The organism is Rhodonellum psychrophilum GCM71 = DSM 17998 (assembly GCF_000381545.1).
Classification (GTDB): Bacteria; Bacteroidota; Bacteroidia; order Cytophagales; family Cyclobacteriaceae; genus Rhodonellum; species Rhodonellum psychrophilum.
In genome coordinates, this window is sequence record NZ_KB906691.1 from 65,025 (window position 1) to 90,645 (window position 25,621).

Annotated in this window: 23 protein-coding genes; 17 read left to right on the forward strand and 6 right to left on the reverse strand. The window is 45.8% G+C overall.

What is annotated here, in order from left to right:
* Position 1 precedes the first annotated feature (1 nt).
* From F824_RS0121255 to F824_RS0121280, 6 genes are all read left to right on the forward strand, one after another.
* Positions 2–508 carry a hypothetical protein gene (locus F824_RS0121255; RefSeq protein ID WP_019599961.1) on the forward strand — a complete coding sequence of 169 codons (507 nt, stop codon included), beginning with the start codon at positions 2–4 and terminating at the stop codon, positions 506–508.
* Between the two features lie 8 nt (positions 509–516).
* Positions 517–1,149, forward strand: a complete 633-nt coding sequence (locus F824_RS0121260; protein ID WP_019599962.1) for a hypothetical protein — start codon at positions 517–519, stop codon at positions 1,147–1,149.
* Positions 1,142–1,582 carry a hypothetical protein gene (locus tag F824_RS0121265; RefSeq protein ID WP_019599963.1) on the forward strand — a complete coding sequence of 147 codons (441 nt, stop codon included), beginning with the start codon at positions 1,142–1,144 and terminating at the stop codon, positions 1,580–1,582. The genes F824_RS0121260 and F824_RS0121265 overlap by 8 nt, the downstream gene beginning before the upstream one ends.
* A 137-nt stretch (positions 1,583–1,719) precedes the next feature.
* Positions 1,720–2,274, forward strand: coding sequence for a DUF4402 domain-containing protein (locus F824_RS0121270; protein ID WP_019599964.1), 555 nt, complete (start codon positions 1,720–1,722; stop codon positions 2,272–2,274).
* 54 nt (positions 2,275–2,328) lie between these two features.
* Positions 2,329–3,159, forward strand: coding sequence for a fimbrial biogenesis chaperone (locus F824_RS0121275; RefSeq protein ID WP_019599965.1), 831 nt, complete (start codon positions 2,329–2,331; stop codon positions 3,157–3,159).
* A gap of 142 nt (positions 3,160–3,301) precedes the next feature.
* Complete coding sequence (locus tag F824_RS0121280) at positions 3,302–5,950, forward strand: fimbria/pilus outer membrane usher protein (protein WP_248691076.1); 2,649 nt, start codon at positions 3,302–3,304, stop codon at positions 5,948–5,950.
* Between the two features lie 526 nt (positions 5,951–6,476).
* Here F824_RS0121280 and F824_RS0121290 read toward each other — a convergent pair.
* Positions 6,477–8,612, reverse strand: coding sequence for a M3 family metallopeptidase (locus tag F824_RS0121290; RefSeq protein ID WP_019599968.1), 2,136 nt, complete (start codon positions 8,610–8,612; stop codon positions 6,477–6,479).
* A gap of 345 nt (positions 8,613–8,957) precedes the next feature.
* Here F824_RS0121290 and F824_RS0121300 point away from each other — a divergent pair, with 345 nt between their 5' ends.
* Positions 8,958–9,833, forward strand: coding sequence for a carbon-nitrogen hydrolase (locus F824_RS0121300; RefSeq protein WP_019599970.1), 876 nt, complete (start codon positions 8,958–8,960; stop codon positions 9,831–9,833).
* Entirely contained in the window at positions 9,823–10,914 is a 1,092-nt protein-coding gene (locus F824_RS0121305) for an agmatine deiminase family protein (protein ID WP_019599971.1), read from the forward strand. Before F824_RS0121300 ends, F824_RS0121305 begins: the two co-directional genes overlap by 11 nt.
* Before the next feature lie 56 nt (positions 10,915–10,970).
* Here the strand turns inward: F824_RS0121305 and F824_RS0121310 are convergent, their stop codons facing one another.
* Entirely contained in the window at positions 10,971–11,594 is a 624-nt protein-coding gene (locus tag F824_RS0121310) for a Uma2 family endonuclease (RefSeq protein WP_019599972.1), read from the reverse strand.
* Between the two features lie 212 nt (positions 11,595–11,806).
* On the opposite strand from F824_RS0121310, the gene F824_RS0121315 reads away from it, so the two are divergent.
* From F824_RS0121315 to F824_RS0121325, 3 genes are all read left to right on the forward strand, one after another.
* Positions 11,807–13,060 (forward strand): alkaline phosphatase family protein, encoded by a 1,254-nt coding sequence (locus F824_RS0121315; protein WP_033405545.1) that lies wholly within the window; start codon positions 11,807–11,809, stop codon positions 13,058–13,060.
* The gene (locus tag F824_RS0121320; RefSeq protein ID WP_019599974.1) at positions 13,060–13,458 is read left to right on the forward strand and encodes a group III truncated hemoglobin; all 399 of its coding nucleotides are present in this window, start codon (positions 13,060–13,062) and stop codon (positions 13,456–13,458) included. The genes F824_RS0121315 and F824_RS0121320 overlap by 1 nt, the downstream gene beginning before the upstream one ends.
* 61 nt (positions 13,459–13,519) lie before the next feature.
* Positions 13,520–14,383, forward strand: a complete 864-nt coding sequence (locus F824_RS0121325; RefSeq protein ID WP_019599975.1) for an alpha/beta hydrolase — start codon at positions 13,520–13,522, stop codon at positions 14,381–14,383.
* 81 nt (positions 14,384–14,464) lie between these two features.
* Here the strand turns inward: F824_RS0121325 and F824_RS0121330 are convergent, their stop codons facing one another.
* From F824_RS0121330 to F824_RS0121340, 3 genes are all read right to left on the reverse strand, one after another.
* Entirely contained in the window at positions 14,465–14,782 is a 318-nt protein-coding gene (locus F824_RS0121330; RefSeq protein ID WP_201769076.1) for a HepT-like ribonuclease domain-containing protein, read from the reverse strand.
* A 13-nt stretch (positions 14,783–14,795) separates the two neighbouring features.
* Positions 14,796–15,107 (reverse strand): nucleotidyltransferase family protein, encoded by a 312-nt coding sequence (locus F824_RS0121335; protein ID WP_019599977.1) that lies wholly within the window; start codon positions 15,105–15,107, stop codon positions 14,796–14,798.
* Positions 15,108–15,190: 83 nt separating this feature from the next.
* Entirely contained in the window at positions 15,191–18,139 is a 2,949-nt protein-coding gene (locus F824_RS0121340) for a DNA polymerase III subunit alpha (protein ID WP_026333847.1), read from the reverse strand.
* 914 nt (positions 18,140–19,053) lie between these two features.
* On the opposite strand from F824_RS0121340, the gene F824_RS0121350 reads away from it, so the two are divergent.
* The gene (locus tag F824_RS0121350) at positions 19,054–19,257 is read left to right on the forward strand and encodes a dodecin family protein (protein ID WP_019599980.1); all 204 of its coding nucleotides are present in this window, start codon (positions 19,054–19,056) and stop codon (positions 19,255–19,257) included.
* Between the two features lie 143 nt (positions 19,258–19,400).
* Here F824_RS0121350 and dinB read toward each other — a convergent pair whose 3' ends face one another.
* Positions 19,401–20,591, reverse strand: coding sequence for a DNA polymerase IV (dinB, locus tag F824_RS0121360; protein ID WP_019599982.1), 1,191 nt, complete (start codon positions 20,589–20,591; stop codon positions 19,401–19,403).
* Between the two features lie 269 nt (positions 20,592–20,860).
* On the opposite strand from dinB, the gene F824_RS0121365 reads away from it, so the two are divergent.
* The 5 genes from F824_RS0121365 (at position 20,861) to F824_RS0121390 (ending at position 25,602) form a co-directional block, all read left to right on the forward strand.
* Positions 20,861–21,556, forward strand: a complete 696-nt coding sequence (locus tag F824_RS0121365; RefSeq protein ID WP_019599983.1) for an XRE family transcriptional regulator — start codon at positions 20,861–20,863, stop codon at positions 21,554–21,556.
* A gap of 227 nt (positions 21,557–21,783) precedes the next feature.
* Positions 21,784–22,269 carry a methylated-DNA--[protein]-cysteine S-methyltransferase gene (locus F824_RS0121370; protein ID WP_019599984.1) on the forward strand — a complete coding sequence of 162 codons (486 nt, stop codon included), beginning with the start codon at positions 21,784–21,786 and terminating at the stop codon, positions 22,267–22,269.
* Between the two features lie 113 nt (positions 22,270–22,382).
* Complete coding sequence (locus F824_RS0121375; protein ID WP_026333848.1) at positions 22,383–22,844, forward strand: GNAT family N-acetyltransferase; 462 nt, start codon at positions 22,383–22,385, stop codon at positions 22,842–22,844.
* 210 nt (positions 22,845–23,054) lie between these two features.
* Complete coding sequence (locus F824_RS0121385; RefSeq protein ID WP_019599987.1) at positions 23,055–23,681, forward strand: 7-carboxy-7-deazaguanine synthase QueE; 627 nt, start codon at positions 23,055–23,057, stop codon at positions 23,679–23,681.
* Positions 23,682–23,685: 4 nt separating this feature from the next.
* Complete coding sequence (locus tag F824_RS0121390; RefSeq protein WP_019599988.1) at positions 23,686–25,602, forward strand: OmpA family protein; 1,917 nt, start codon at positions 23,686–23,688, stop codon at positions 25,600–25,602.
* Positions 25,603–25,621 lie beyond the last annotated feature (19 nt).

A 25,621-nucleotide genomic window follows, 5' to 3' on the forward strand; every position in this document is an offset into this window, starting at 1 on the left:
TATGATCAAGAAACTTCTATATATCCTTATGATTGGGCTCTTGGTGTCGCAGTATTCCTACGCACAGGATACCAGAAGGGCAACCCTTACGGTCAATGCAACAGCAACAGTCACCGACAATCTCCAGATGCTGACCATCCGGAACCTGGACCTGATCAACCCGATCGTGGTGGAAAATCAGATCCTTGTATCTCCGATAACAAGCAGCTATGCAGGGATGTTTAAGATCACCGGAAACAGAGGGGCTAGGGTAAGGATAACCTTCCTCCAAACAGAGTTGCTGGAAGAACAAAATGGGGGGAGAGGGACGGTTTTCGCACAGTATTCCCTGAGTGCGGCAAGGGATGACATACAGTTCCAAAGTGCCTTGTTGGACGTGGGGGAAGCAGTAGTGCCAATCGGTGCCACTGGGGAATTGTATGTTTGGCTGGGCGCAAACCTTGACTTGTCCAAAGCCACCCCGGGGCTTTATTTATCTGAATTTACGATTGAGTTGGAATATATCTAAATGAACAAATGAATTTGAAACGCTCCCATACCGCAATGAACAAAGGACTGCTGGTCTTTGTATTCCTGATTTTTTCAGGAATGGAGGTTTCGTGGGCGCAGCGGATCAGTTTCAGTACCTGGACGGGGAGTGATGATATCATATTGACATCGCCCCAAGGAGCAATGCCAGGCTTGAATTTCAATCAAAAGCAGGCGGCAATCACCGCTTCCAGCGAGGCTGTTGTCATTGGGATCACCGATGGGCAAACGGTTATTTATGAGATCGAAGCCCCGGAAGGCTTTGATCTTGTGGTGGAGGTGGATGCACCAAATGTTTTGGCCCTTGAAGGGAATGCGGAGGAAACGGTCCCTTTCCAGCTGCGGATCGCATACAACAACCAAAGTGCAGCGGATCATCTTTCCGGAAAAGGCAGTGCCATCGAACTTCCCCTGGGGTTCAATACGATCGTCTTTCCGGTAAACAGAAGGATGTCAGGCGCCCCCGGACCACCGCCAACTCCGGAGCACGGGGGGTACACCCGGCCAAAAGCCAAGGCCTATCTTTATCTCTATGCCACCTTAGGCCCCATAGGAGCCGTTCTTCCCGGGGTTTATGAAGGAAATATCAATATCAACGTTTCTTTTTCCAGTTATGATTGATAAAAGACATTTCATCCTCTTCGTGCTGATACTGCTGCTTTCGAGCAGTGGAACAGTCATGGGGCAGTTTGTGAGTTTCCGGTTGGAACTCCCGGCAGGGGTGAGTTTTAAGTCCAAGGTGATCGGTCCCAATCCGGAAAATCCCGATCAGCAAATGATTTGGATAGAGATGGTCGCAAATGAAAACCTGACGGTCCTGCTCGATCTTCGGGAAGTGGACTCGGGCAAATTCTATGATGGCTTGGTCTATTTCCTCAATGACGGCACGGTCAATTTCGCCCAGGCAGAAATAGTGTCCCAAGGAAACCAAACCCTACAACTCGACAATAGGGGAATGCTAATCCGGAATTTAGAACCCTTTGCGAATAGCCTGCATGCCTGGCTGGGACTGCCGGCAACAAAGGGGATTGTTGCAAAAATAGAATACCCATAGCTGTGAAATTTATTGTCAACCAAAAAAAGAATCGCTTATGTAACATTTAAGACAAGATTACTGGGAAGAATCAGGGAGATTCACCTAGATTTTTAAGAAGATTTAAAAACAAAATTCACAAACAAACAAATCAAACAATGAAAACAATTTTAAAATCACTCATGATGGCCGCATTTTTCGCAGGCCTTGGAAGTACTGCTTACGCGCAAAAAACCGCAACGGCACCAGCTTCTGCTACAATTCTTGCCGATTTGACCATTGAATTGGATGGAACTCAGAATGAAATTGCATTTGGAAATCTATCCGCAAGCACAACTGGTCCAGTTATCTTGGATGCAAATGGATTAGCAAATTCAAACACGGGTACATCGACTAACGTTGCGAGATTCGATTTGGGTGGAGCTGATGGTAGTGAAGTTACAGTTAGTTTTGATGAGGAAGTACTTTTGGAAGGAACTAATAATGCTTCAAATACAATGACAATGACCTCACAAGTTGTAGGTACTGCTTTAGCTGCTGAACAAAGTGCTGCAGGCATAGTAGAAATTGGTGATACCGTAAGCCTTGTTTTGAATCAAGGTGGAACAAGAGGTGAGTATTTCCTATGGGTTGGTGGCTCGTTCCCAGCACTAGCAGGTCAGAACGTAGATATTTACGCTGGAACCTTCAACATCAATGTAGAATATAATTAATCTTAAAACCCTAAAAGTCGGCGGATATACCGCCGACTTTTTTATCTTTCCCGAATGAAAAAATACCGGATTGCACTTAATTTATTCTTGTCAATGGCATTTGCCTTGCCAAGTCTTGCCCAGGTTTCAATCGCGCCGACTTCGGTCTTTATGGATGCCAATGGAATTGCCTCCCTTTACATCACCAATCCTTCTGAGACTGCCCAGGAAATAAGCGTCAGCTTTGTCTTTGGCTATCCCGGAAATGATGAAAACGGGAGTTTGATCATGGTCTATGGAGATTCTGTACGCGCAGGACAAGTGGGTATGGGAGACAGATTGCGTTCTTTTCCTAGAACCTTCATCTTGGCCCCTTTTCAGCAGCAGACCGTAAGGCTTCAGGTACGTCCCGACCGATCTCTCCCCCCAGGAATGCAATTCACCAGGATCAAAGTGACCTCCAGTGCCCAGACTCCGGACATCGAGGAAAGCGCCACAGAAGGGGTTTCCACCCAGGTAAACTTCCGTTTTGATCAAGTGATTGCTGCATTCTACAAAAACGGACAGACCACCACAGGTCTTGAAATCGGAAATGTGGAAACCATCCAGTCTGAAGGCAAACTGAATGTGATCCCAGAATTCACCACCACCGGAAATTCCCCTTTCTTGGGAAGCGTCTCTGCCAGCCTTAAAAATGCAGCCCAACAAACCGTCGCACAACAGCAGCAGACTGTTGCCCTTTATTTCAGTGGAAAACGAAAAGTAGAAATCGCCCTTCCAGAAAACCTGCCTGCAGGAGATTATACCGTGGAACTTCAATACGAAACCAAACGCGCAGACATTCCTTCCTCGGATTTGGTTCAGGCCACACCGATCACCAAAACAGTTGCTGTGCGCATCCAGTAAAAAAAAGCATTTCACCCAAATTGAAAAAATGGATACTGGCCAATTGCCTTATCCCTGGAAAATCTATGCCATCTTTTAAGACAAAGTCAACTTGAATTTCATCGGGTTTTTTCGATTCTTAAGAAAATTGCGGAAACTGCCGGTGGCACTTTGCATTCTCGCCTTGAGTTTTTTTCCTAAGGACTTGCTTGCCCAGCAAGAACCTGATGGAGAAGCTTTGCTGACTTTTACCTATCCGGCTCTTGGGCAGGTTTACCTGAATGCTGTTTTTTTTGGCGATATCCCTTTTCTTCCGATGGGAGAAGTATTGAGCTTGCTTTACATTCCCTCAGAGCGTACCGAAAATGGAAAAGGCCTCAAAGGGACTTTTCCCGGGAAGAATGACCAATGGGGCATTGATCCTCTTTTGGGGACTGCAGTAATCAAGGGCAAAACAGAGGTTTTGTCTGCCGAAAACTTTTACCTGGGAGAAATGGATCTTTACCTGCATCCGGATTATTTCTCGAGGATTTTCGGATTGAATTTTTCGACCAATATCTATGCGCTATCCATTAGCCTGGTCGCTGAAGGCGCTTTGCCGGTGGATGACAAACAAAAAAGAGAAGCACTCCGCAAAAGACTTCAACAGCGCCAATCCGGGCAGGCCTCGGATGCACCTTTACTGTATGACCGGGAAAGAAAACTGATCGCTCCCGGGATGTTGGATTACAACCTGAATACCACCCAAACGGAAAGTGGACGCAGTCTAGGGCTTTTGCTGAATGGGGGAATGGAATTTTTGGGAGGGGATTTGCAAGGGGTTTTCGCAGGAAACCTGCAAAACGGCAATCTTTTTGCAAACACTTCCGGAGTCCGATGGCGCTATGTATTGCCGGGTGGCATGCGGCCGGATGACAATGTGGCGATCACCAGTATCAGTGTTGGCCAGATCAATACTTCCGGGTTCAACAATTCTACCCGACTCTTGGGAGTGGGTGTCACCAACAATCCCGTGATCCCCAGACTGAAACTTGACGTTTTTGTCATTGATGGTTATACAGCCCCCGATTCTGAAGTGGAATTGCTGATCGGTGGCCAATTGGTCGATTTTCTAAGGGCGGATGAGGTAGGATATTATCGATTCAATGCCCCCATCACTTTTGGAACCATCCGGCTGGGTATTCGGATTTATACCCCACAGGGAGAGGTGATCACAGAAGACAGACAGCTGCAGATTCCCTTTACCTTTTTGCCGAAAGGCTTTGTGACCTACAACATACAGGCAGGCTTGCCACAATTCGGCTTGGATAGCCTGGGTACAGAAACCATTGGTCACGCAGACATTGCTTACGGCATTACCAATGCGCTGACCGTACGTGCTGGAGTTGACCAAGGATCTTTATTTGGGGTAAACAATACCTACGGTGTATTTGGGCTTTCAGCAAGATTGCTTCAACAATATTTGGTGAATGTGGACATTTTGCCCAACCGCTACTATCAAGCTTCCGGATCGGTTTTCTATGCCAACAATACCAGCATCAATGCCCAATACACAGAACATGTTCCGGGTTCTGAATTCAATTTTTTGGGCCAAGTCCGAGATGCCAACCTGAACCTATTCTATCCCTTTAAGGTATTTGGTAAATTTTCAGGTTTTAGGATCGCAGGCGAAAGACTCTGGTTTGAAAATGGTGTCAGGACCAATTATCAGGCGGATATCAATACACAAATCGGAAGGGTAGTCACGCGTGTCAATTATCGGGAAAGAATCAATGGAATCAACGACATCACCGAAGGGGGAACTGGATTGGGGCAACCCGGAGCATTTTCTTTGGCATTGCTCACCGGCTCCATGACCTATACGGTTCGTAGAAGTCCAAGTGTGCCTGTTTTTGTCCGTGGCATGTTCTTGAGAGGGCAGTTTCGCTACGATACCGATATCAGGCAGCCACAGTCTTACAGTGTGCTGCTTTCGCAGACGCTATTGAAAACCGGAAGGTTTACACTGGGATATGAACAAGATATGGTCAGGAAAGCCGGGCAACTCCAAGTTGGCTTTCTCTATGATTTCACCGCGATACGGTCTTCCACCCAGTTCAGTGCAAGAAAAGACAGCTATGTGGCACAGCAAACGTTCAGTGGTTCCATTGGGATTGACCCTTCAGGGCTTATGTTGCCAACCAACAGGGATCAGGTCACTCGGTCAGGGGTGTCCGTCAGGATGTTTATAGACAAGAATGAAAACGGGGCTTTTGACGAAGGAGAGGAGGTTGTTCCTGCCAAAGCGGTGAGGCTGGATCGCTCCGCAAACATGCTGCTGGGTTCCGATGGCATTCTGCGCATCACCCAACTCCAGAGCTATTGGAAGTACGAAATGGAAGTGGATATCAATGCCCTTCCCAATCCAAACCTGGCGCCCAAGATTAAGAAATTCTCCTTTATTGCGGAGCCCAACAGGTTCAGGAGCATCGATATTCCCCTTTACCAAACCGGCATCATCGAGGGATTTGTTTATTCAGAACAGAATGGCAGTTTGCAAGGGCTGGGAGGATTTCGCCTTATCCTTGAGAAGGATGGAGAAGAAGTCGAATCCAAGGAAGTCTTGAGGACTTTTTCCGATGGTGGCTTTTATGCGTATGGGCTTTTGCCGGGGAAGTATACACTTAGGATAGATCCCAAGCAGCTGGAGTTTATGCAGTCTGATTCCGAGCCTGGGGTTCTTGAGTTTGAAATCCTTGCTTTGGCAGATGGGGATTACAAGGAGAATCTGAATTTTGTCCTCCGAAAAATACCAGCCGCTCCGGAAGATTGATTAGATTTAAATTCGACGGATGTAAGGGTTTCGTGAAGGAAGTGGACCTTGCAAGGAAAACAGCGCCTTTGCAGTCAAAGGCAAAGCACCGCCAAGGTGAAGTCGAATACAGGGACGAAGGGATAGGTTTTGGCCAATTTCAGTCCGAAGTAGAATCGCGAATGGATAGGTGTTAATACCTGATAGAATCGGGCTGAAACCCGAAAATACGGGTTAAAACCCGGAAACGCGGGCTGAAACTCTATTGCCATGGTCTGTGTCCTCACAGACCATTAGGATTGGTTTTGACCATTTTCAGCCCGAAGTAGCATCGCGAATGGACAGGTGTTAATATCTGATAGAATACTCGCTGAAACCCGGAAAAACGGGCTGAAACTCTATTGCCATGGTCTGTGTCCTCACAGACCATTAGTTAAAGCTGAAAGAATACGGATTAAAACCCGAAAACACGGGTTAAACCATAAAGTCACAAAAAAAACCCAGACTGAAATCCAGTCTGGGTTTTTTTTAAGCGCTTTGAAATAACTTAATTCGTTCTTTCAACACTGACCTGATCCAATCCTCTTTTTTTCAAAAGGGCATCGATCTTGGGTTCAGCGCCTCTGAACTTCACATACATTTTCATCGGATCATCCGTTCCACCTCTTTCCAGGATTTCTTTTCTGAAAGCCTGGGCTTTTTCTTGGTTGAACAATTCCGTTTCCTTAAAGGCTTGGAAAGCATCCGTATCCAATACACCTGACCAGATATAACTGTAATAACCTGCGGAATAGCCTCCTGAGAAGATGTGATTGAAGTAGGTGCTTCTGTATCTTGGAATGATATTGTCAGTCAAGCCGATCTTTTCCATGGATGCAGTCTCAAAATCTCCAGCATTGGCCGTGATGGCCGTTTCCTGGGTATGGTAATCCAAATCCAAAAGGGAAGCAGCCAAATATTCCGTGGTTCCAAAACCTTGACCAAATGTCCCGCTTTTGCTCAGCTTCTCGATCAACGCATCTGGAATCACTTCTCCTGTGCTATAATGCACTGCATATTGTTTCAATACAGCTGGGTCAGTTGCCCAATTTTCCATGATTTGTGAAGGAAGCTCCACAAAATCCCTTGGCACTGAAGTGCCTGCAAGGCTTCTGTACTGCACATTGGAAAGCAATCCGTGCAAGGCATGTCCAAATTCATGGAAGAAGGTGGTCACCTCGTCGAAGGTCAACAAGGCCGGAGCATTGCCCGTAGGCTTGGTGAAATTGCAAACGATGGAAATCACGGGTGCTTTTCGCTCGCCGTTCAGGGTTTGCTGTGGTCGGTAGGAAGTCATCCATGCGCCACCTCTTTTGGAAGCCCTAGGGTGGAAATCCATATACAATACGCCTACATGTGATCCGTCGGCCTCTTTTACTTCATAAGCCTTCGCATCGGGATGATACACGGGGATATTTTTGATCTCTTCAAATTGCAGTCCGAAAAGTTTGTTGGTGACCATAAAGACACCTTCCTGAACTTTGTCCAAGCTGAAATAAGGCTTCACCTCTTGCTCGTCCAATTCAAAACGCTCCTGACGGATTTTCTCTTCATAATATCTCCAGTCATAAGGTTCCAGTTGAAAATCCCCACCTGAGGCAGTGATCATTTTCTGCATGTCCGCCGCTTCATCCTTGGCCTTGGCCAAAGCCGGCGTCCAGAGTTGGTTCAATAGTTTATAGACATTCTCCGCATTCTTGGCCATGGTTTCTTCCAAGACATAGTCTGCATGGGATTTGTAACCCAAGAGTTGGGCTTTTTCCATCCTCAAATTGGCAATATCGATGGCGTTCTTTTTGTTGTCCTTGTCGTTGCCTTGGTCTCCACGGTTTTTGTAAGCCTCCCAGATTTGTTTCCGGAGTTCACGGTTGTCGGCATATTGCAAAAAGGGCATTACACTTGGGTTCTGAAGCGTGAAAAGCCACTTGCCTTCTTCCCCTGCTGCTTTGGCATCGCCGGCAGCACCTTCGATCAAGCCCGCAGGTAGTCCAGCCAAATCAGATTCCTGATCGATCCATAATTTGTAGGCATTGGTTTCGGCCAGGATATTCTGACCAAACTCAAGGCCAAGGGTGGAGAGTTTGCTGTTGATTTCTCTTAATTTTACTTTGTCGGTTTCGTTCAGGTTTGCGCCGTTCCTGACAAAGGATTTGTATTTTTTCTCCAACAGTTTGGCCTGTTCTGGATTGAGCCCCAAGCTTTCCTGGTTGTCCCAGATGGATTTTACTCTCGCAAAAAGCTTCTCGTTGAGGTTGATGTTGTCGCTATGCTTGGAAAGTTCGGGCGCCATGTCCCTTGCGATTCCCTGAAGCGTGTCGTTGGTGTTGGCTCCATTCAGGTTGCCAAATACAGTGTTGACTTTATTGAGCAATTCCCCGGAATATTCCATCGCCTCGATGGTGTTTTCAAAGGTGGGCGCATCGGGATTGTTGACGATTGCATCAATCTCCTCTTGCTGCTTTTTGATGCCGTCTTGGAGTGCCGGGACGAAGTGCTCGTTTTTGATGAGATCAAAAGGAGGGACTTCAAAAGGCGTATTGTACGCTTCAAAGAAAGGATTCATATCCGCTGTTTTTTCTTCCGCTTTGCTGCAGCCGTAGAGCGTGGCTCCTGCTGCAACCAAAGCAATGATGGTTTTATTCATGATACATTATATTTGAGTTGCTGCAAATATAAAGAGAATTCATTGGGGAGAAAACAAGGCAGGTGGATCCGTGAGAAGCGGTCAAAAGACCTGTTTTTCTTGCCCAAAAATGATTTGCAGCGAATGTTGGCTCTTGGGAATGGCTAAGAATCTCTGAGCCAATCGATTTTTTCCAATATTCCAAGTTTGATAAAAGGGTTTTTTGTCAAAACACAGGAAGTTGTGGCGCATTTGGGATCTAGATTGGAAACCGGCTATGGTGCTGAAAAATATCTTTGTTTACCAAATCAAGGGGCTTATATTTGCCCATAATCAAGAAATTGTATATCAAAAAAGGAATTCAAGGTGTCAAATAGAACTGTAAATGTAGGAATTGTTCAGCTCAGCTGCTCCAATGACCCAGCATCCAATTTGCAAAAAACCATCGCAGGCGTCAGAGATGCCGCCGCAAAAGGTGCAAAGATTGTTTGCCTTCAGGAATTGTTTCGATCGCTGTATTTTTGCGATGTGGAGGAATACGAAAATTTCAAATTGGCCGAGAGCGTTCCCGGCCCATCCACCGATATTTTATCAGGGCTTGCCGCAGAATTGGGTGTGGTGATCATTGCCTCGCTGTTTGAAAAAAGGGCCAGTGGACTTTACCACAACACCACCGCCGTATTGGATGCGGATGGAACTTACCTCGGAAAATACCGAAAAATGCATATTCCGGATGATCCGGGCTATTATGAGAAGTTTTATTTCACTCCCGGTGATTTGGGTTACAAGGTTTTCAAAACCAAGTTTGCCACTATCGGTGTCTTGATTTGTTGGGATCAATGGTATCCGGAGGCGGCCAGGATCACTGCCCTGATGGGTGCCGAAATGTTGTTTTATCCAACGGCGATCGGCTGGCACGTGGAGCAGGATGCCGAAACGAATGAAGAACAATACCAGGCTTGGCAAACCATCCAGCGTTCGCATTCCGTAGCCAACGGTATTCCCGTGATTTCGGTGAATCGAGTCGGTGAAGAAGGAAATATGAGGTTCTGGGGTGGTTCTTTTTTTTCCAATGCCTTCGGAAAAGTGATTTACCAAGCGGACCATATCGCCGAGGAAGTCCATGTAGAGGAAATCGATTTGGACAAATCCGAGCGGTACAGAACCCATTGGCCATTCCTCAGGGACAGAAGGATTGATAGCTACTCACCCATTTTAAAGCGCTTTATCGATGAAGATTAATCCCATCGTCTCTGAAATTTTTAGCCTTGCCCAATCGGGAAAGGTCACGCCCGCCTCCCTTGGCTATATATTTCCCGCTGAATTTGGCCCGCACGCCAGTACATGGCTGAGCTGGCCGCACAAGGAAGCTTCTTGGCCAGGAAAGATCGATACGATATTTTCAGCCTATGCAGAATTCATCAAACTGGTCGCTGAGGGAGAATTGGTCCACATCAACGTCGCCAATGAGGCCATGAAACAATTTGCTACGGCACATTTGGTGTTGGCAAATGCGGACCTGAGCAATATCCAGTTTCATTTTTTCCCTACCAATGATGCCTGGTGCAGGGATCATGGGCCGGCTTTTTTGATCAATCCGGAAGCGGAGTGCAAAAAGGCCTTGGTCAAATGGAACTACAATGCCTGGGGTGAAAAATATCCTCCCTATGACCTGGACAACCAGATTCCCATCAAGATTGCAGAATACCTGAATATTCCCTGTTTTACGCCGGGCATCGTCATGGAAGGTGGCTCCGTGGAATTCAACGGCAAGGGGACCGTGCTGACCTCGGAAGCCTGTCTGCTTAACCCCAACCGAAACCCCCACCTTTCCAAAGGGCAGATCGAGCAATATCTCATCGATTATTACGGTGTCAGCAACGTACTCTGGCTGAAAGACGGCATTTTGGGAGATGATACCGATGGGCATATCGATGACTTGACCCGTTTTGTCAATGCGGATACCGTGGTGACCGTGGTGGAGCAGAATGCCTCCGACGAAAATTATGCGCCCTTGAAAGAAAATCTAGATTTGCTTCAAAAACTCCGGTTGGAAGATGGCAAGCAGCTCAATATCATTGAGCTACCGATGCCTGCGCCGATCGTGTTCGAAGACATGAGATTGCCGGCTTCCTATGCAAATTTCTATGTTTCCAATAAATATGTGATCGTTCCAACCTTCAGGGATGACAATGATGACAAGGCATTGGATATCCTCAGTGGATGCTTCTCGGACAGGAAAGTGGTGGGTGTGGATTCTTTGGATTTGATATGGGGATTGGGATCTTTCCATTGCCTGAGTCAGCAGGAACCTTTGGTGTGAATGTGAGTAAAAAGTTTTAGAATAATAAAATCCCAGGTAAAATGCTTGGGATTTTATTATTCCAGATTTGAAAAAATATCCTCCAGGTCAAGTTCGAATCCCGGGATGCAAATTGATTTCACAATATCACCTATTGTAAAAAGTTTGGAGGGTACATATTTCCCTTCAAGCAGCGTATAGATCAAAAGTGTCAATTCGTTTGGATGAATGATCCAATATTCTTTTACCCCACTTTCTTCATACACTTCATATTTGTTTTGGAGTTCTTTTTTGTTGTTTCCCGGAGAAAGTATCTCAACAATCAGATCAGGAGCACCGATACACCCGAATTCATCCAACTTGGTTTTGTCGCAAACCACACAGATATCAGGTTGGACTACGGTGAAAATAGCTGTATTCTTTTTTGACTTGCCAGGAAGCCTTACGTCAAATGGCGCACCATAAGCTTCACAGGGTTTATTGTTTAGGAAGTTGTGCAGTTTTGTAAAAACATTCCCGAATATCTTTTGATGAACTCTTCTTGGGGCAGCTGCAGCCGATTTGAAGACTTTTCCTTTGATGATTTCCACCATTTCATCCATCTCCCAAGTCAAATAATCTGCATAGGAATAAATACCATATTCGGTAAATGGCTCCTCGGTTTTATGATGATCTGGCGCTTTGGTCTCAAAATCTTTCATATTACTAAATTTAAAAAAAAATTGCTTGGGAAGAATAAAAACTTTGGGATATTAGAAAGGGTTCTTCATGGTTTTTTGTGAGGGACTAAGGAACGAAGGATTTTCTCAGTTTGGATACTTTCGGATAACCATTATTTTCACCCCGGAATAAAACCAGATTGGCTACCAAATTTTCTTTCGTTACTTTTGAGTTCAAATTAAAACCGAAAGCAATGAATTATGTGAAATTCATTTTGGCTGTATTTATTTTTTCGATTCTCATTCATACCCAGGCTTTTTCACAGGATAGAGAACAATATGTGATTCTGATTTCTCTTGATGGTTTTAGACATGATTACGTAGAAAGGTTCAAACCAGAAAACCTTTCGAAATTTATCCAAAGTGGAACTTCCGCTGAGGCGCTGATTCCCTCTTTTCCCAGCAAGACTTTCCCCAACCACTATACCATTGCCACGGGGATGAAACCCGAAAACCATGGATTGGTAGACAATTCCTTTTATGAACCCGAAAAAGACCTTGTCTATTCTATGGGAAGCAGGGATATCGTCGAAGATGGGTATTGGTATGGAGGCACACCTATCTGGGTATTGGCAGAACAAAATGGGTTGAAAGCCGCAAGTTATTTTTTTGTAGGGTCGGAGGCACCCGTTCAGGGAATCCATCCAAGCTATTATTTCAATTTTGATGCTAGCGTCCCCAATCTTACTCGAGTGTCCAAGGTATTTGAATGGCTACAGTTTCCGGAGGATGAAAGGCCGAGAATGATTTCACTGTATTTTTCTGATATGGATAATGTAGGACACCGATATGGCCCGGATAATGACGAACAAATCGGTGGAAGACTGGAGAAATTGGACCATGAATTGGGCGCTTTGTTTGAAGGGCTGAAGAGTTTTGACCTGGACATCAACATTTTCATCGTTTCCGACCATGGGATGACCAATATTCCCAAAGAGAATTTGCTCAACCTTGATTCTATCACCGACGGTTTTGCAGCAAGAGTCGTCAACAACGGTGCTTTGGCCCACCTTCATTTGGAAAATACCGAGGAATTGGAGGATGTTTATCAGCGGTTGAAAAAATCTGAAAATCATTTCAAAGTGGTCAAAGTATCGGACAGGGAATATTATAAGAATATTGAAAAGTATAGAAACCGATTTGGGGATCTGATCATCCTTCCGGATTTAGGGTATTATTTGGCCACGACCCAAGGCATGGTTTCTTATCAAAACAGGTCCGCCATGTTCAAAACAGATGTCTTTGGGGAGCATGGATTCAGCCCTGAGTTTAAGGACATGCATGGCATCTTTTTCGCCAGTGGGCCGATGGTCAAGGAAGGGTTGTTGATTTCACCATTTGAAAATATTCATATATATCCCTTGTTGGCGACTATCCTGGGATTGCCGATTCCGGCTGACATAGATGGGAATCTTGAAATACTTGAACCGATTTTGAAAGAAAAATAATGGATAGGAAAGAAATAGTGAACAGACAAGAAGTATCTTTTCTGGTGAATACGTTTTACGACAAAGTCAGAAAGCATGAAAGTCTGGGGCCGATTTTCAATTCGGTGGTAAAGGATTGGCCGGCTCATTTGGAGCATTTGACGGATTTTTGGGAAATGGTCTTGCTCCAATCCGGTCCCGGAGCCGGCCAATTCAATCCCGTAAAAGTCCACAAGGAAGTGGATCAGGCTACCCATAGCCAGATCCAGCAGGCCCATTTCGGCAATTGGCTGGAGCTGTGGTTTTCCACATTGGATTCCCATTTCCAGGGAGAAGTGGCAGACTATGCCAAGGAACATGCGCGCAAGATGGCGCATATTCTATTTTTTAGAATCATGGAGGCAAGAGGAATAAAATGAGGGGTTGCGGTAAATGAACATGTTCTTAAGAATTTCGGTTGTGTTTAAAATCCTTGGGTACATGTTCAAAAATTCCTTTTTACCGATTATCAGTTTGTTTTCAATTCTTGCCATTGGTTCCTCCTGCTCCTTCAATGGCGTGACCCGCTCCAAAAACATCACGTACATGGAGGAGGGTTTTGCCGGCAACCTTCCCGAAAAAAAGCTAAACGTTTTTGCACCCAAGAAAGCCAAGGGGGAAAAGAGTGTCCTTTTGTTTATTCATGGAGGGAGTTGGAATTCCGGAAACAAGGATATTTATGATTTTTTCGGCAACAGATTGGCAAGGAAAGATGTGGTGGCTGTGGTGATGGATTATCCATTGAGTCCGGATTACCAAGTACACGATATGGCCAAGGCTTCCGCGAAGGCGGTTCAGTGGATTCAGGAAAATATCGGTGAGTATGGGGGAGATCCAGAAAAGATTTTTGTCTCCGGACATTCTGCCGGCGGGCATTTGGCCAGTTTGATTACTATCAGAGATGATTATTTTGATACTTTGGGTATCAAAAACCCAATCAAAGGTGCTGTTCTCATCGATGGCGCAGGATTGGATATGTATGGATTTCTGATGCAGAAGGATTATGCTCCCGGGACTTCTTATCTCAAGGCATTCACGGATGACCCCCAGGTTTGGAAGGATGTTTCACCAATGTACCACTTAGATGAGGAAATGCCACCACTGTTGATCCTGATGGGAGAGAAGACGCTTCCGAGTATAGAAAAATCCACCGAGAGCTTTTTGGAGGAATACAAAAAATACGTATCTGAGCCGAATTTCCATCTTCAAAAAAGAAAAAGGCATGTCCCGATGATTGCCCAGTTTCTCTACACCCCGAACAAGGCTTACCGATGGATGCTTGATTTTATGGGGGAAACCGAATAGGGAAGGGTCCAAGTCAGATCTGGTTCAAGTCTTCAGACTTGGATCATCATATCGCAGTCTTCAGACTGTAAATTTCCCTAATCAAGAATCTGTGATCAAAGCCTTTATTTCTTTTTCCAACTCTGGCAGATGGCGGATTAAAATCGACCAAATATTCTCATCAGAAATATTGTCGTAGGCATGAATGACTTGGTTTCTCAGGCCAATGATAGATTTGGATTCAGGAAGATGATTGATAAATTTTGGATCACGTTTGATTATTCGGTTCATCGCCTCGCCGATGATTTCAAGATTTCTTTCGATAGCCCTTTTCAGCATTTTATTCTTTTGGTAATCGATAAAGTCCTCAACTTCCGTTGATTTTAAAAATTGTTGAATTTCTTCAATGGAGACGAGGATATCAAAAAGTCATTTATTGATCCTGTTGCCCATAAATCAGTTTTTTATTCTTGTTTATAGAAGCGATTAGAATGGGGTTCTTAAGGGTTTGTTCTTCCACTAAGTCAATATCCCTATTCACCAATTCACTGAGTTTTTCTTTGAGGGTCAAAAAATTCTCAAAATACCCGGAAGGCTCCATGTCTTCAAACTTCACCAAAAAATCCACGTCCGAATCTTGGTTAAAACTATCCCCAAGTGCGGAACCAAAAAGGTGAAGCCTTTCTACATGATGTTGTTTACACAGTTTCTCAATTTTCTGAGAATTGATAGCCAAATCTTTCATAACCTAAATATAACAAGAAATAATATGGCCTGCTTGCCAATTTGAACACAATCGGTCCAAGTCCGAAGACTTCAACCATGTATCTAATCCCCGGCATTCCAGTATTCCATCCTTTCGCAGCTTGTGACCTCGATGCTGTAGAAATCAAATTCTTCGGTCACTTTACCCTTGATCAGGTAGATGCCGCGGCCTTTGAAAGGGTGCTTTTTGACCACGGGAGGGAAGTGGACCGTGTCGATCCAGTGGCCGTCCCGGTCGACAAAGGTACCGAAGTTCATTACGTCACCCTTCACGGTGCGGGTGTACTTGATCGTGACGAGATAGCCGATAACCTGCACGCGCTTGCCGAGGTGCATTTTCATGTCCCTGGCTTTGATACTGGGGACACTTTGGTTTTTGAGCAGCAGGAAAGGGGAGTCCAGCGGGAACTCCAGGATTTCCAGTTGATCCACAATCTCCTGCCGGATGTCGGCCGGTTCCAGAGTGGGGATTTGAAGTTCGCGGAAGCCGGGCTCTTTGAAAAGCCCTTGGCCGCCGCTTACAGGTCGGCGCTTGTTCAGGATGAAATGGGCTTCCCAAAGCAGCGCCTGCTTGGTCTTGCCGGTAAACCGGAAGCAACCGATCCGGATCAGGATCAGGACTTGCTCCAGACTGATCTCCACCCGGTCCACGAAGTCTGCCAACCCGAGAAAAAAGCCATTGGCCAGCCTTTCCCGAAGCAGCTTTTCCACACTGTTTTTCTCCACAAATTTCAGATGGACAAATCCCAGATAGACGGTTTCTCCCTTGATGTTGGTTAGGTAATCGCTTTCGTTGACGTGGGGGGCCTGGATGTCGGCGCCGTTCATGCGGAGTTCGTGGATGTAGAATTCGGTGTGGTAAAATCCCCCGAAGTTGTTGATCACGCCCACCATGAATTCCAGCGGAAAGTAGGCCTTGAGGTAGAGGCTTTGATAGCTTTCCACCGCAAAGGAGGCCGAGTGTCCCTTGGCAAATGAATACCCTGCAAAGCTCTCGATCTGATGCCAGACTTCATCGGTGATCTTGGGGTCATGGCCTTTTTTTTGGCAGTTGAGAAAAAACTGTTTCTCCACACGCTGGAATTCGTCTTTGGAGCGGGATTTTCCGCTCATCCCCCGACGAAGGATATCCGCCTCACTCAGTGAAAGATCTGCAAAATAATGCGCCACCTTGATCACATCTTCTTGGTAGACCATAATGCCGTAGGTTTCCGGCATGATGTCATGGAGAACAGGATGGGCCATTTTTCTTCTTCCCTTGTCCACATGTCTCAAAATATACTCCCGCATCATCCCCGATCGGGCCACGCCGGGACGGATGATGGAGCTGGCGGCAACCAGCTCCAGATACTCGTCTGCCTTCATCTTGGCAAGCAACATGCGCATGGCGGGTGACTCCACATAAAAGGCACCGATGGTGTGGCCATCCCGAAGATGCTGCTTGATCTTGGGATCTTTTTTGAATTGGGCTACCTGTCGGATGTCGACGGAGATGTTTTGGTTTTGCTGGATGATCTGGATGGCGCTTTTGATATGTCCTAATCCCCTTTGGCTGAGGATGTCAAACTTGTGCAGGCCAATGTCCTCTGCCACGTGCATGTCGAAATGGGAAATGGGAAAGCCTTTGGGCGGCATTTCGGTGGCGGTGTAGTAGTGGATGGGTTTGTGTGCGATCAAGATGCCGCCTGCATGGATGCTGAGGTGGGCGGGCATGTCTTTGAGTACCTCAGAGTAGCGCAGGATGAGTTTGCCGTATTGGTCGGGTGCGTAGCCGGGTTTGTTGGCATGGAAGATCAGGGATTCGATTTCCGTCTTGGGCAGGCCGAAGACTTTGCCGAGTTCGCGCAGGACGGAATTGTACTGGAAAGTGGAATGGGTGGCCAACAGACAGACGTGTTCGTCCTCGGGAGTATTGTATTTTTTGAAAATATAGTCAATCACGTCATCCCGGTCCTTCCACGAAAAATCGATGTCAAAGTCCGGCGGATTTTCCCGATACAGGTTGATAAACCGCTCAAAGTACAGGTCCAGTTCAATCGGGTCCACATCGGTGATGCACAGGCAATAGGCCACGATGCTGTTGGCGCCGCTGCCCCGGCCGACATGGTAGTATCCTTTGCTGTACGCATAGTTCACGAGATCATAATTGATCAGGAAGTAGGAGACAAATCCTTTTTGTTGGATGAGTTCGAGCTCTTTTTCGATGCGGGCCTCTATTTTGTCATCCAGTTCTCCGTAGCGTCTGATCACGCCCTTGAAAGTCTCCTGCCGGAGGTAGTCGTAGTCTTCCCAATCCGATCCACGGACATCCCGACGGTTTTTGACGGCTTGGAAGTAAAAGGAAAACTGGCAGCGTTCCAGCAGCTTTTGCGCATTGTAAAGCAGGTAGCTGTGACCCTCGCAGCGGGCCACCATGTCGGCATAGCTGTAGAGCATATCGCCGATGTCGCCCTGTTCTTCAGGGTCGAGTTTGCTCAGGAGTGTGTTGCCATCGATCGCGCGGAGGAGCCGATGGGCATTGAAGGTCAGCTTGGAGGTGAAGGTCGCGGGTTGGAGCAGGACGAGCTTGTCCTTGTGATTTGCCCAGGCGGAATATTTCAGTTTCTTGATCTGACTGGGATGGATGCCGATAAACTCATTTTCCCGTAGGGCAAAGTGCTTCTCCGTCATGGGGTAGATGACAAAGCTGTTGCCGAAGGCGGGTGCTCTTTGGTCAAAGGCGATTCCTTTGATGCGGTGTTGGGATAGATGCTTGTTCAGTTCGAAAAATCCTTCCTGATTGCCGGCCAAGCCGATATATTGCTGGCGGATGCCATTGCGGAAGTCGATGCCGATGACGGGATGGATGCCGTTTTTTTGCGCTTCCCGGATAAAAGGAAAAACACCCGCGGTGGAGTTGATGTCTGTCAGTGCCAGGGCATCGAGTTTCTTGCCCTTCGCTTCAGCGATCAGCGTTTCCACAGACATCGTCCCGTATTTGAAGCTGAAGTGTGAGTGACAGTTGAGGAGCATGGTTTGTGAATGTAAGTATTGATAATGGGGTAATCAGGTCAGATAGGAGGAAGGCTCCACCACTTTTATTGGTTATAAAGCATGGATGTTATCAGGAGTGGAAATCAATCACCGCTCTTATGCAAAGTGGTTTTTCGGAGCATATTTCCTTTGTTTTGCGCAAGCATGTTTTCACCTTATTTTTCTATTTCTGGAGAGCAGATGCTGTTCAAATTGTTTATTAAATGGACATTTTATTGTTTATAATTTAAACATAAAAAAAGATGTAAAGCAAGGGCTTGCAGAGAATAATTTGAACAGCTGTGGAGGGAAAGCCATTTTTTTGAGGAAAGCAGGGTTGAGAAAATAATTGTTACTGTATTCAACTGGCTGGGGCACGTTACGCTGGTGGCGTTTGATTGGAAGGATGCTAAAAACAGGAGAAATACCATAGGAACGAACATGTCCTTATTTGGCGCATACTGGCCCGATGGTTTGATGGTCTTTTATAAGGTTTTTTATAAATAGGGCTTTGCCTGAAATGATACCGTGAGAAGCAGCATTTTAATTCGAAATATGCATTCCGTTTCCTAATAGGGGTATCACTGAAAAAAATCAGACTATTTGAACAGCAAGAGGTATTTCCGATATGGTGAAGTCAAAAATTGCAAACAAAGACTGATTATTGGGCGATTTCATATTGGAATAGAGTTGTGGTATTGCACAACACGGATTTGATCCCTCTGAGGGGAGATATATCCAAATCCTACATGCACTATCGATGCATGGTTTTATGAAGGGTGGCTTTATTGTAAAAAAAATCGATGTGTTGGTGTAAATCCCAAATAATCAAGCTTCTAAAGGATGGATTCTTGATACAATAAGGCTAACTTTAAAGGAGTTGTAAAAAATTATTTAACCTAAACCAAAAAGCCATGAGCATTGTAAAAGTAATTGAAGTGATCGCAACGTCAACGATAGGTTTCGATGATGCCACAAAAAACGCCTTGAAGGAGGCTTCAAAAAGTATCAAAAACATCAAATCAATCTACATCAAAGAAATGACGGCAAAGGTTGGCAACAATGAAATTGTTTCTTTTGGGGTGAATGCGAAAATATCGTTTGTGGTGGAGCATTAAAATTTGTGGTCGTGACCCACTTTTTGGTTCCGGTTTGTCTTTAGGACATACCGGAACCTGATTTTCACCTGACATTTTTTCAAGGCTTTCATTTGAACCCGAATCTCAGGTTTACATGAATCGAAACGCACGCATATCCCATTTCACATCGCCACCCCATTGAACGGATTGAACCGCCTTCTGCCTACGGACATGCCGATGGCGCGGCAGACGGTTTTATCGCCGTATTTGGTGTTGAGCCGGTCCAGGGCTTGGTAGAGGTTGATCTGTTCTTGGGTGTCTTCGAAAAGTTTGATCTGGTAATTGCCATGGACCAGATTGCTGAAACGCACGCCGATCAGCCGGATGAGCATCCGGCGGTTGTAGAGTTTTTTGAATAGTGCCTTGACCATCGGGATCAGCACATGATCGGCCGAGGTGTACGGAATGCGCTGCTGCACGGTATGGGTGTCAAAATCAGAGTATCGGATCTTGATGCTGATGCAGGCGGTCAGCTGATGCTTCTGCCGCAGCTTGGTGCCCAGCTGCTCGGTCATGGCGATGAGATTGGCCTCAAGCATTTTGATATCAATGGTGTCCTGCTCAAAGGTGTTCTCCGTAGAGATGGATTTGGCCTCGGAGTGGGGCGTGACCAGTGAGTTGTCTATGCCATTGGCCTTTTCCCAGATCATGGTGCCGTTTTTGCCGAAAGTGGCTTCGAGCAGTTCGGAGGGCATGACCTGGAGGGTCTGCACTTTTTTGACCCCCATATTGTACAGGATGTGCGAGGTTTTTTCCCCGATCATGGGAATCTTGCGGACGGATAGGGGAGCCAGAAAAGGTTTTTCCAAGCCGTAGGGAATTTCCCTAGCATTGTTGGGTTTAGCCTCTCCGGTGGCGACTTTGGAGACGGTTTTGTTTTCCGAAAGCCCCAGCGAAATCGGCAGCCCACTTTCCTTGATGATCCTTTGGCGGAGTTCCTGTGCCATCTTGAAGCAACCAAAAAACCGATCCATGCCGGTGTAATCGATGTAAAACTCATCGATCGAGGACTTTTCAAACAGGGGCACATCTTCCCGGATGATCTCGGTGATTTCGTGGGATTTTTGGCTGTACTTCTCAAAATCCCCCCGGATGATCAATGCCTCGGGACAAAGCTGCCGGGCCGTCCGCATGGGCATGGCCGAGTGCACGCCAAATTTACGCGCCTCGTAGCTGCAGGAAGCCACGACGCCCCGGTCGCCCGATCCACCGATAAGGATCGGTTTCCCATCCAGCCGACTGTCATACAGGCGCTCCACCGACACAAAAAACGAATCCAGATCCATATGCACAATACTTCTTCTCCCCTCCATGACTATTTGACAATTAAATTGACATTGTAATGTTTATAATTTAAGCAAAAGTTTTTATATTTGGGAAAGGAAAGAAGAGATATCGCGACGGTTGGTGTCCTTAAAATAAATGAAATGTCATTTCATAAAATTAAGGAAGACATACATTGAGACAATTCCCCTGTCGGAGGCCGTTTTGGATGCATTTCAAAACAGCCTCCGAAATTCTATAAAAATATTAGGCTCCAAGTATTCCATCTATTTACTGTTACATTAATTTCAATTTGATTATGATTCTTCATTCCAACATCAAATTCCTCCGAAAACGGAAAAATGTCACTCAGGCGACCATGGCAGATTCCATTGGGATCAGCAGGTCCAAGTTGGCCGGGTATGAGCTCAATATCAACCCCACATTGGAGACCTTATTGTCCATTGCGGACTATTTTGGAGTGTCGGTAGACATGCTGCTGCGGGAAGAGCTGGAGAAATATTCGGAATTTAAGCTTCGGGAGCTTTTGGAAACGGATCAGTTTCTCCGTGGCCGCAATCTCCGCATCCTGACCACCACGGTGGATGCTACCGGAAGGGAGCTGATCGAGGTGGTTTCCCAAAGGGCAAAAGCCAGTTATCTCGCCGGTTTTGCGGATCCGGATTACATCGGAGACTTGCCGAGATTCTCCCTTCCTTTTTTGCCCATGGACAAAAAACACAGGGTATTCCAAGTGGATGGGGATTCGATGTTGCCGATCCCCGACGGGGCATGGATTGTCTGCGAATACATGGATGATTGGACGGCCATCAAGGATGGCGAAAAGTACGTGATCGTCACCGAACAGGACGGTGTCACCTTCAAGATCGCCTACAATCAGATCCGGGAAAACGAAAAACTACTCCTCTGTTCGGGTAATCCCCTCTACAAACCCTTTGAAGTGGCAGTCTCCGACCTAAGAGAAGTATGGCGGTACAGACTGATGATGGTTTAGGTGGTGAATGTCGCTCCTCAAGATGAAAAAGGGTAGGGCTTCGTCGAGATTCGAGTATCTTGTAAAGCTTATCTTTTTAATATTCTTTTTTTATCATAAATTAACAGTGCCTACCTAAAGATTTTGATTACTTTAAAGACAAAATCCCTTTAATTCCGTTATCCTTATATTGTAGTGAGAGTATTTATTGATCAAAGTGAGTCTGAACCTTAAAAAGAGAGATAAATATGAGAGATTATGCGGTGATGGAGACGCCTTTGGGCAACGTCAAAGTGGAAGTTTTTGACGGATATCTCATTTCTTTACAGTTTACGGACGAAATCGCTCCGGATAAATTCCTCGACGGTGTGTTGATGGATGTGCGGATACAACTCGGTTTGTATTTCCAAGGCAAACAGAAAACATTTGACATTCCCGTCGCCTTGGGCGGGACGGATTTTCAGCGAAAAGTATGGCTGGAGATCAATAAAATCCCCTTTAGTGAAACAAGTACCTACGAAAAAATAGCGCTCAAATTGGGGAAACCCGGAGCGGAAAGGGCCGTAGGCTCGGCGATAGGCGCCAATCCCATCCTGATCATGCTCCCCTGTCACAGGGTAATTGGAAAATCGGGACAGTTGACCGGTTATGCCGGAGGACTTTGGCGGAAATCCGAACTCCTTGATCTTGAAAAAAAAGACCAAATCGGCAAGCAGGTGAGCCTAAGTTTTTGATTGCCGAAAACTCATGGCTCTTCGGAGTATCTTGATTTTTTAAACTCCTTTTTATTTTTTGCTGGAATTTCAATAGTCCCTGTTTATCTTCATTGAAAAATCCAGAACCGATCATGGAAACCATTGAAATCATCCCCTATTCTCCCGAATTGCAGCCTGCCTTTGAGCAGATCAACAAAGAATGGGTCATCCAACATTTTTCACTTGAACCCTTTGATGTCATGCAACTCGAAAATCCAGAAAAGCATATCCTCTCCAAGGGCGGAGCCATTCTTTTTGCCAAGGAGGGAAAGGAAATCATCGGAACAGTTGGTTTGGTCAAAATGGAAGAAGGTGTTTATGAAATGATCAAGATGGGCGTCAGGCCCAAAGCCCAAGGCAAGAAAGTAGGGCAAATGCTCGTGAAGGCCATTCTGGAAAAAGCCAAGGAGATGGGGGCTAAAAAAGTAGTGCTTTACAGCAATTCCAAATTGGAGGCGGCACTCAACATCTATAGGAAATTTGGGTTCCGTGAGCTCGTGCCTGAGTGTGGCAAATACCTTCGCTGTGACATCAAAATGGAGATCGAACTTTGAGCTAGCTTTTGCTCTTGACCAGATGGCTGTTTTTTCAAGCCGCATTCCCCAACAACTTCTACTCACTTTTTTCGTTTTCATTGCCAAAGGCCAAGGCAAGTGCCAAAAGATTATCTCCCCTCAATGGTAGAGTTGTTGGGCAATCCAGTACCTTTGCAGTCCAAAAAAAAGAGTCCAGCGGTTCGATCACCCGCTTCATCAAAAATTGATATGGAAAAAAAGACAGCAGTAGCAGCAGGAACAATGCTTCCCTTGATGGAGGCGTTTTACACGATTCAGGGAGAAGGAACTTTTTCAGGTACCCCCGCTTATTTTATCCGCCTGGGAGGTTGTGATGTGGGCTGTGTTTGGTGCGATGTGAAAGCATCTTGGGAGGCTGCCAAATGGCCGGTCCTGCCGATTGAAGAAATCGTGGAAGGCGCACTTCAGTATCCGGGAAGGCTGGTGGTGATCACCGGCGGAGAACCTTTGATGTATAACCTTGATCCCTTAACACGTTTGCTGAAGGAAAATGGGTTCACTACCAATATAGAGACTTCGGGCGCCCATCCCTTTTCTGGGGATTTCGATTGGGTATGTTTTTCCCCAAAAAAATTCAAGACACCACATCCAAGTATATATGCAGTAGCGGATGAATTGAAAGTGGTGGTTTTTCACAAGTCAGATTTCGATTTTGCAGAGAAGCATGCAGTCTTGGTAAGGGAAAATTGCCGAAAATTGCTCCAGCCGGAGTGGAGTAAGTCCGATTTGTTCATCAATTCCATAATAGATTACGTAAAATCTCATCCAAATTGGAAAGTTTCGCTCCAAACGCATAAATTTATGGAAATCCCATAAGCCCATGAAGCTAACCAGCCTGTTATTGTTGTTGATGTTGATTTGCCATGTGGGTTTCTCGCAGGGTTATTCCATTATTGATGGAAGGGCAATCAAAATGCATCAGGAAGGGGATGAGCTGGTATCGAAGCGCATGTACAATGAGGCTATAGAGAAATATAAAGCCTCTATTGCCAGAGAAGCCAATTTTTTTGAGTCCTATATCAAATGGGGTAGGATTTTGTTGACAAAAGGAAGCCCGGAAGCTGCGCTCGAAGTGGCCGAAAAAGGACTGGGACGAGCGGCCAAAGCTTCCAGCCAAATCAAGGCTGATTTTGGATGGCTCAAGGCCCATTGTTATCTTCAGATGGGGGAATTTTCAAAATCCTTGGCGGAGTTTGAAAATGTAGACGGCCTTCATTCCGTTGAATTCAAGAAAAGCTTCCATTACAGAGAAATCGCAACCCAAATGGCCTTTATCCAAGAGCAGCTGGACAAGGCCCTGGTGATCAAAAAAGAAGTACTTCCCGAACCCCTCAATCAATTTTCTCTTCAATATTTCCCGGTCTTGACTGCCGACAGCAGAAAAATTCTTTTTACAAAACGAGATGGAACCCATTCCTCCCAGCATGAGGACATTTTTGTTTCCTATCTGGGAGACGATGGGGAAAGTTGGACCAAGCCGGTGGGGATTGCTGACAATATCAATACACCTTATAATGAAGGTACCTGTACCATTTCGGCAGATGGGAAGATCCTGATTTATACCTCCTGTGATGCGCCGGATTCCTTTGGGAGTTGCGATCTTTATATAGCGTATCGGGTGAACAACCACTGGCAAAGACCCAGCAACATGGGCAAAAATGTCAATTCCCGTTCTTGGGATTCGCAGCCCTCCCTTTCTGCGGATGGCCGGATTTTGTTTTTTTCCTCCAACAGACGTGGAGGTTTCGGGGGCAATGACATTTGGTACACGCTCAGGAAGCCAGATGGATCCTGGTCTGAGGCCAAAAACCTTGGGGCGAAGGTCAACTCTTCCAAGGATGAGGTTTCTCCTTTTATTTACTTTAACAATGAAATCATCTTCTTTGCTTCCAATGGTCATCGCGGCTTTGGGGGAATGGATTTGTTCATGTCCAGGGTAGAGAATGGTGAGTTTATGGAGCCCGAAAACCTGGGCTATCCCATCAACGACCATTTGGACCAGTTTTCACTCTTCATCACAGCCCAAAGGGATTATGCCTATTATACCGAAAGTAAATTGTCTGGTGGTGTGGAAAGGTCTTTTTTGCATCGTTTTCAGTTTCCGGAAGAGATTGACTTGGGTGAGAAACTTATGGTCACCGAAGGAAGGGTGCTCAATATCAAGACAGGTGAGCCGATTGAAGCCAGGCTGTCTTTGGTCAGTCTCGTCAATGACAGTACTTTGTATGAATTTCGGTCCGATGGAAAAACCGGTGAATTTATGATGCTCTATCCAGACAAATCCTTTTCTGGCCTTTATGTGGAAAAGGAAGGGTATTTGCCGAAAATTTATAATGTAGAAAGGGACAATTTGCAGGATAGGGATAATCTCAATATAGAAATGACCCCGATCGCGTCGGGTGAAGAATTTGTGTTCGAAAACATATTTTTTGATTTTGACAAAGACGAATTGCAATCCCAGTCGATGAGTTCACTCAAGCGGCTCAACGATTTTTTGCTTCAAAACCACAATGTCAACATTACCATCATCGGCCATACCGACAATGTTGGGAATGTGAGCTATAATGAAAATCTCAGTTTGCGAAGAGCCGAAAGTGTCAAGAAGTACCTATTGGGCAAAGGGATCCATTATGGAAGGATATATACATTGGGTAAAGGAGACAAGCAGCCCATTAGACCCAATGATACCGCAGAGGGCCGCAGTTTCAATAGGAGGATTACGATCATGGTTCAGTAATATGGCTCACCCCTTTGTG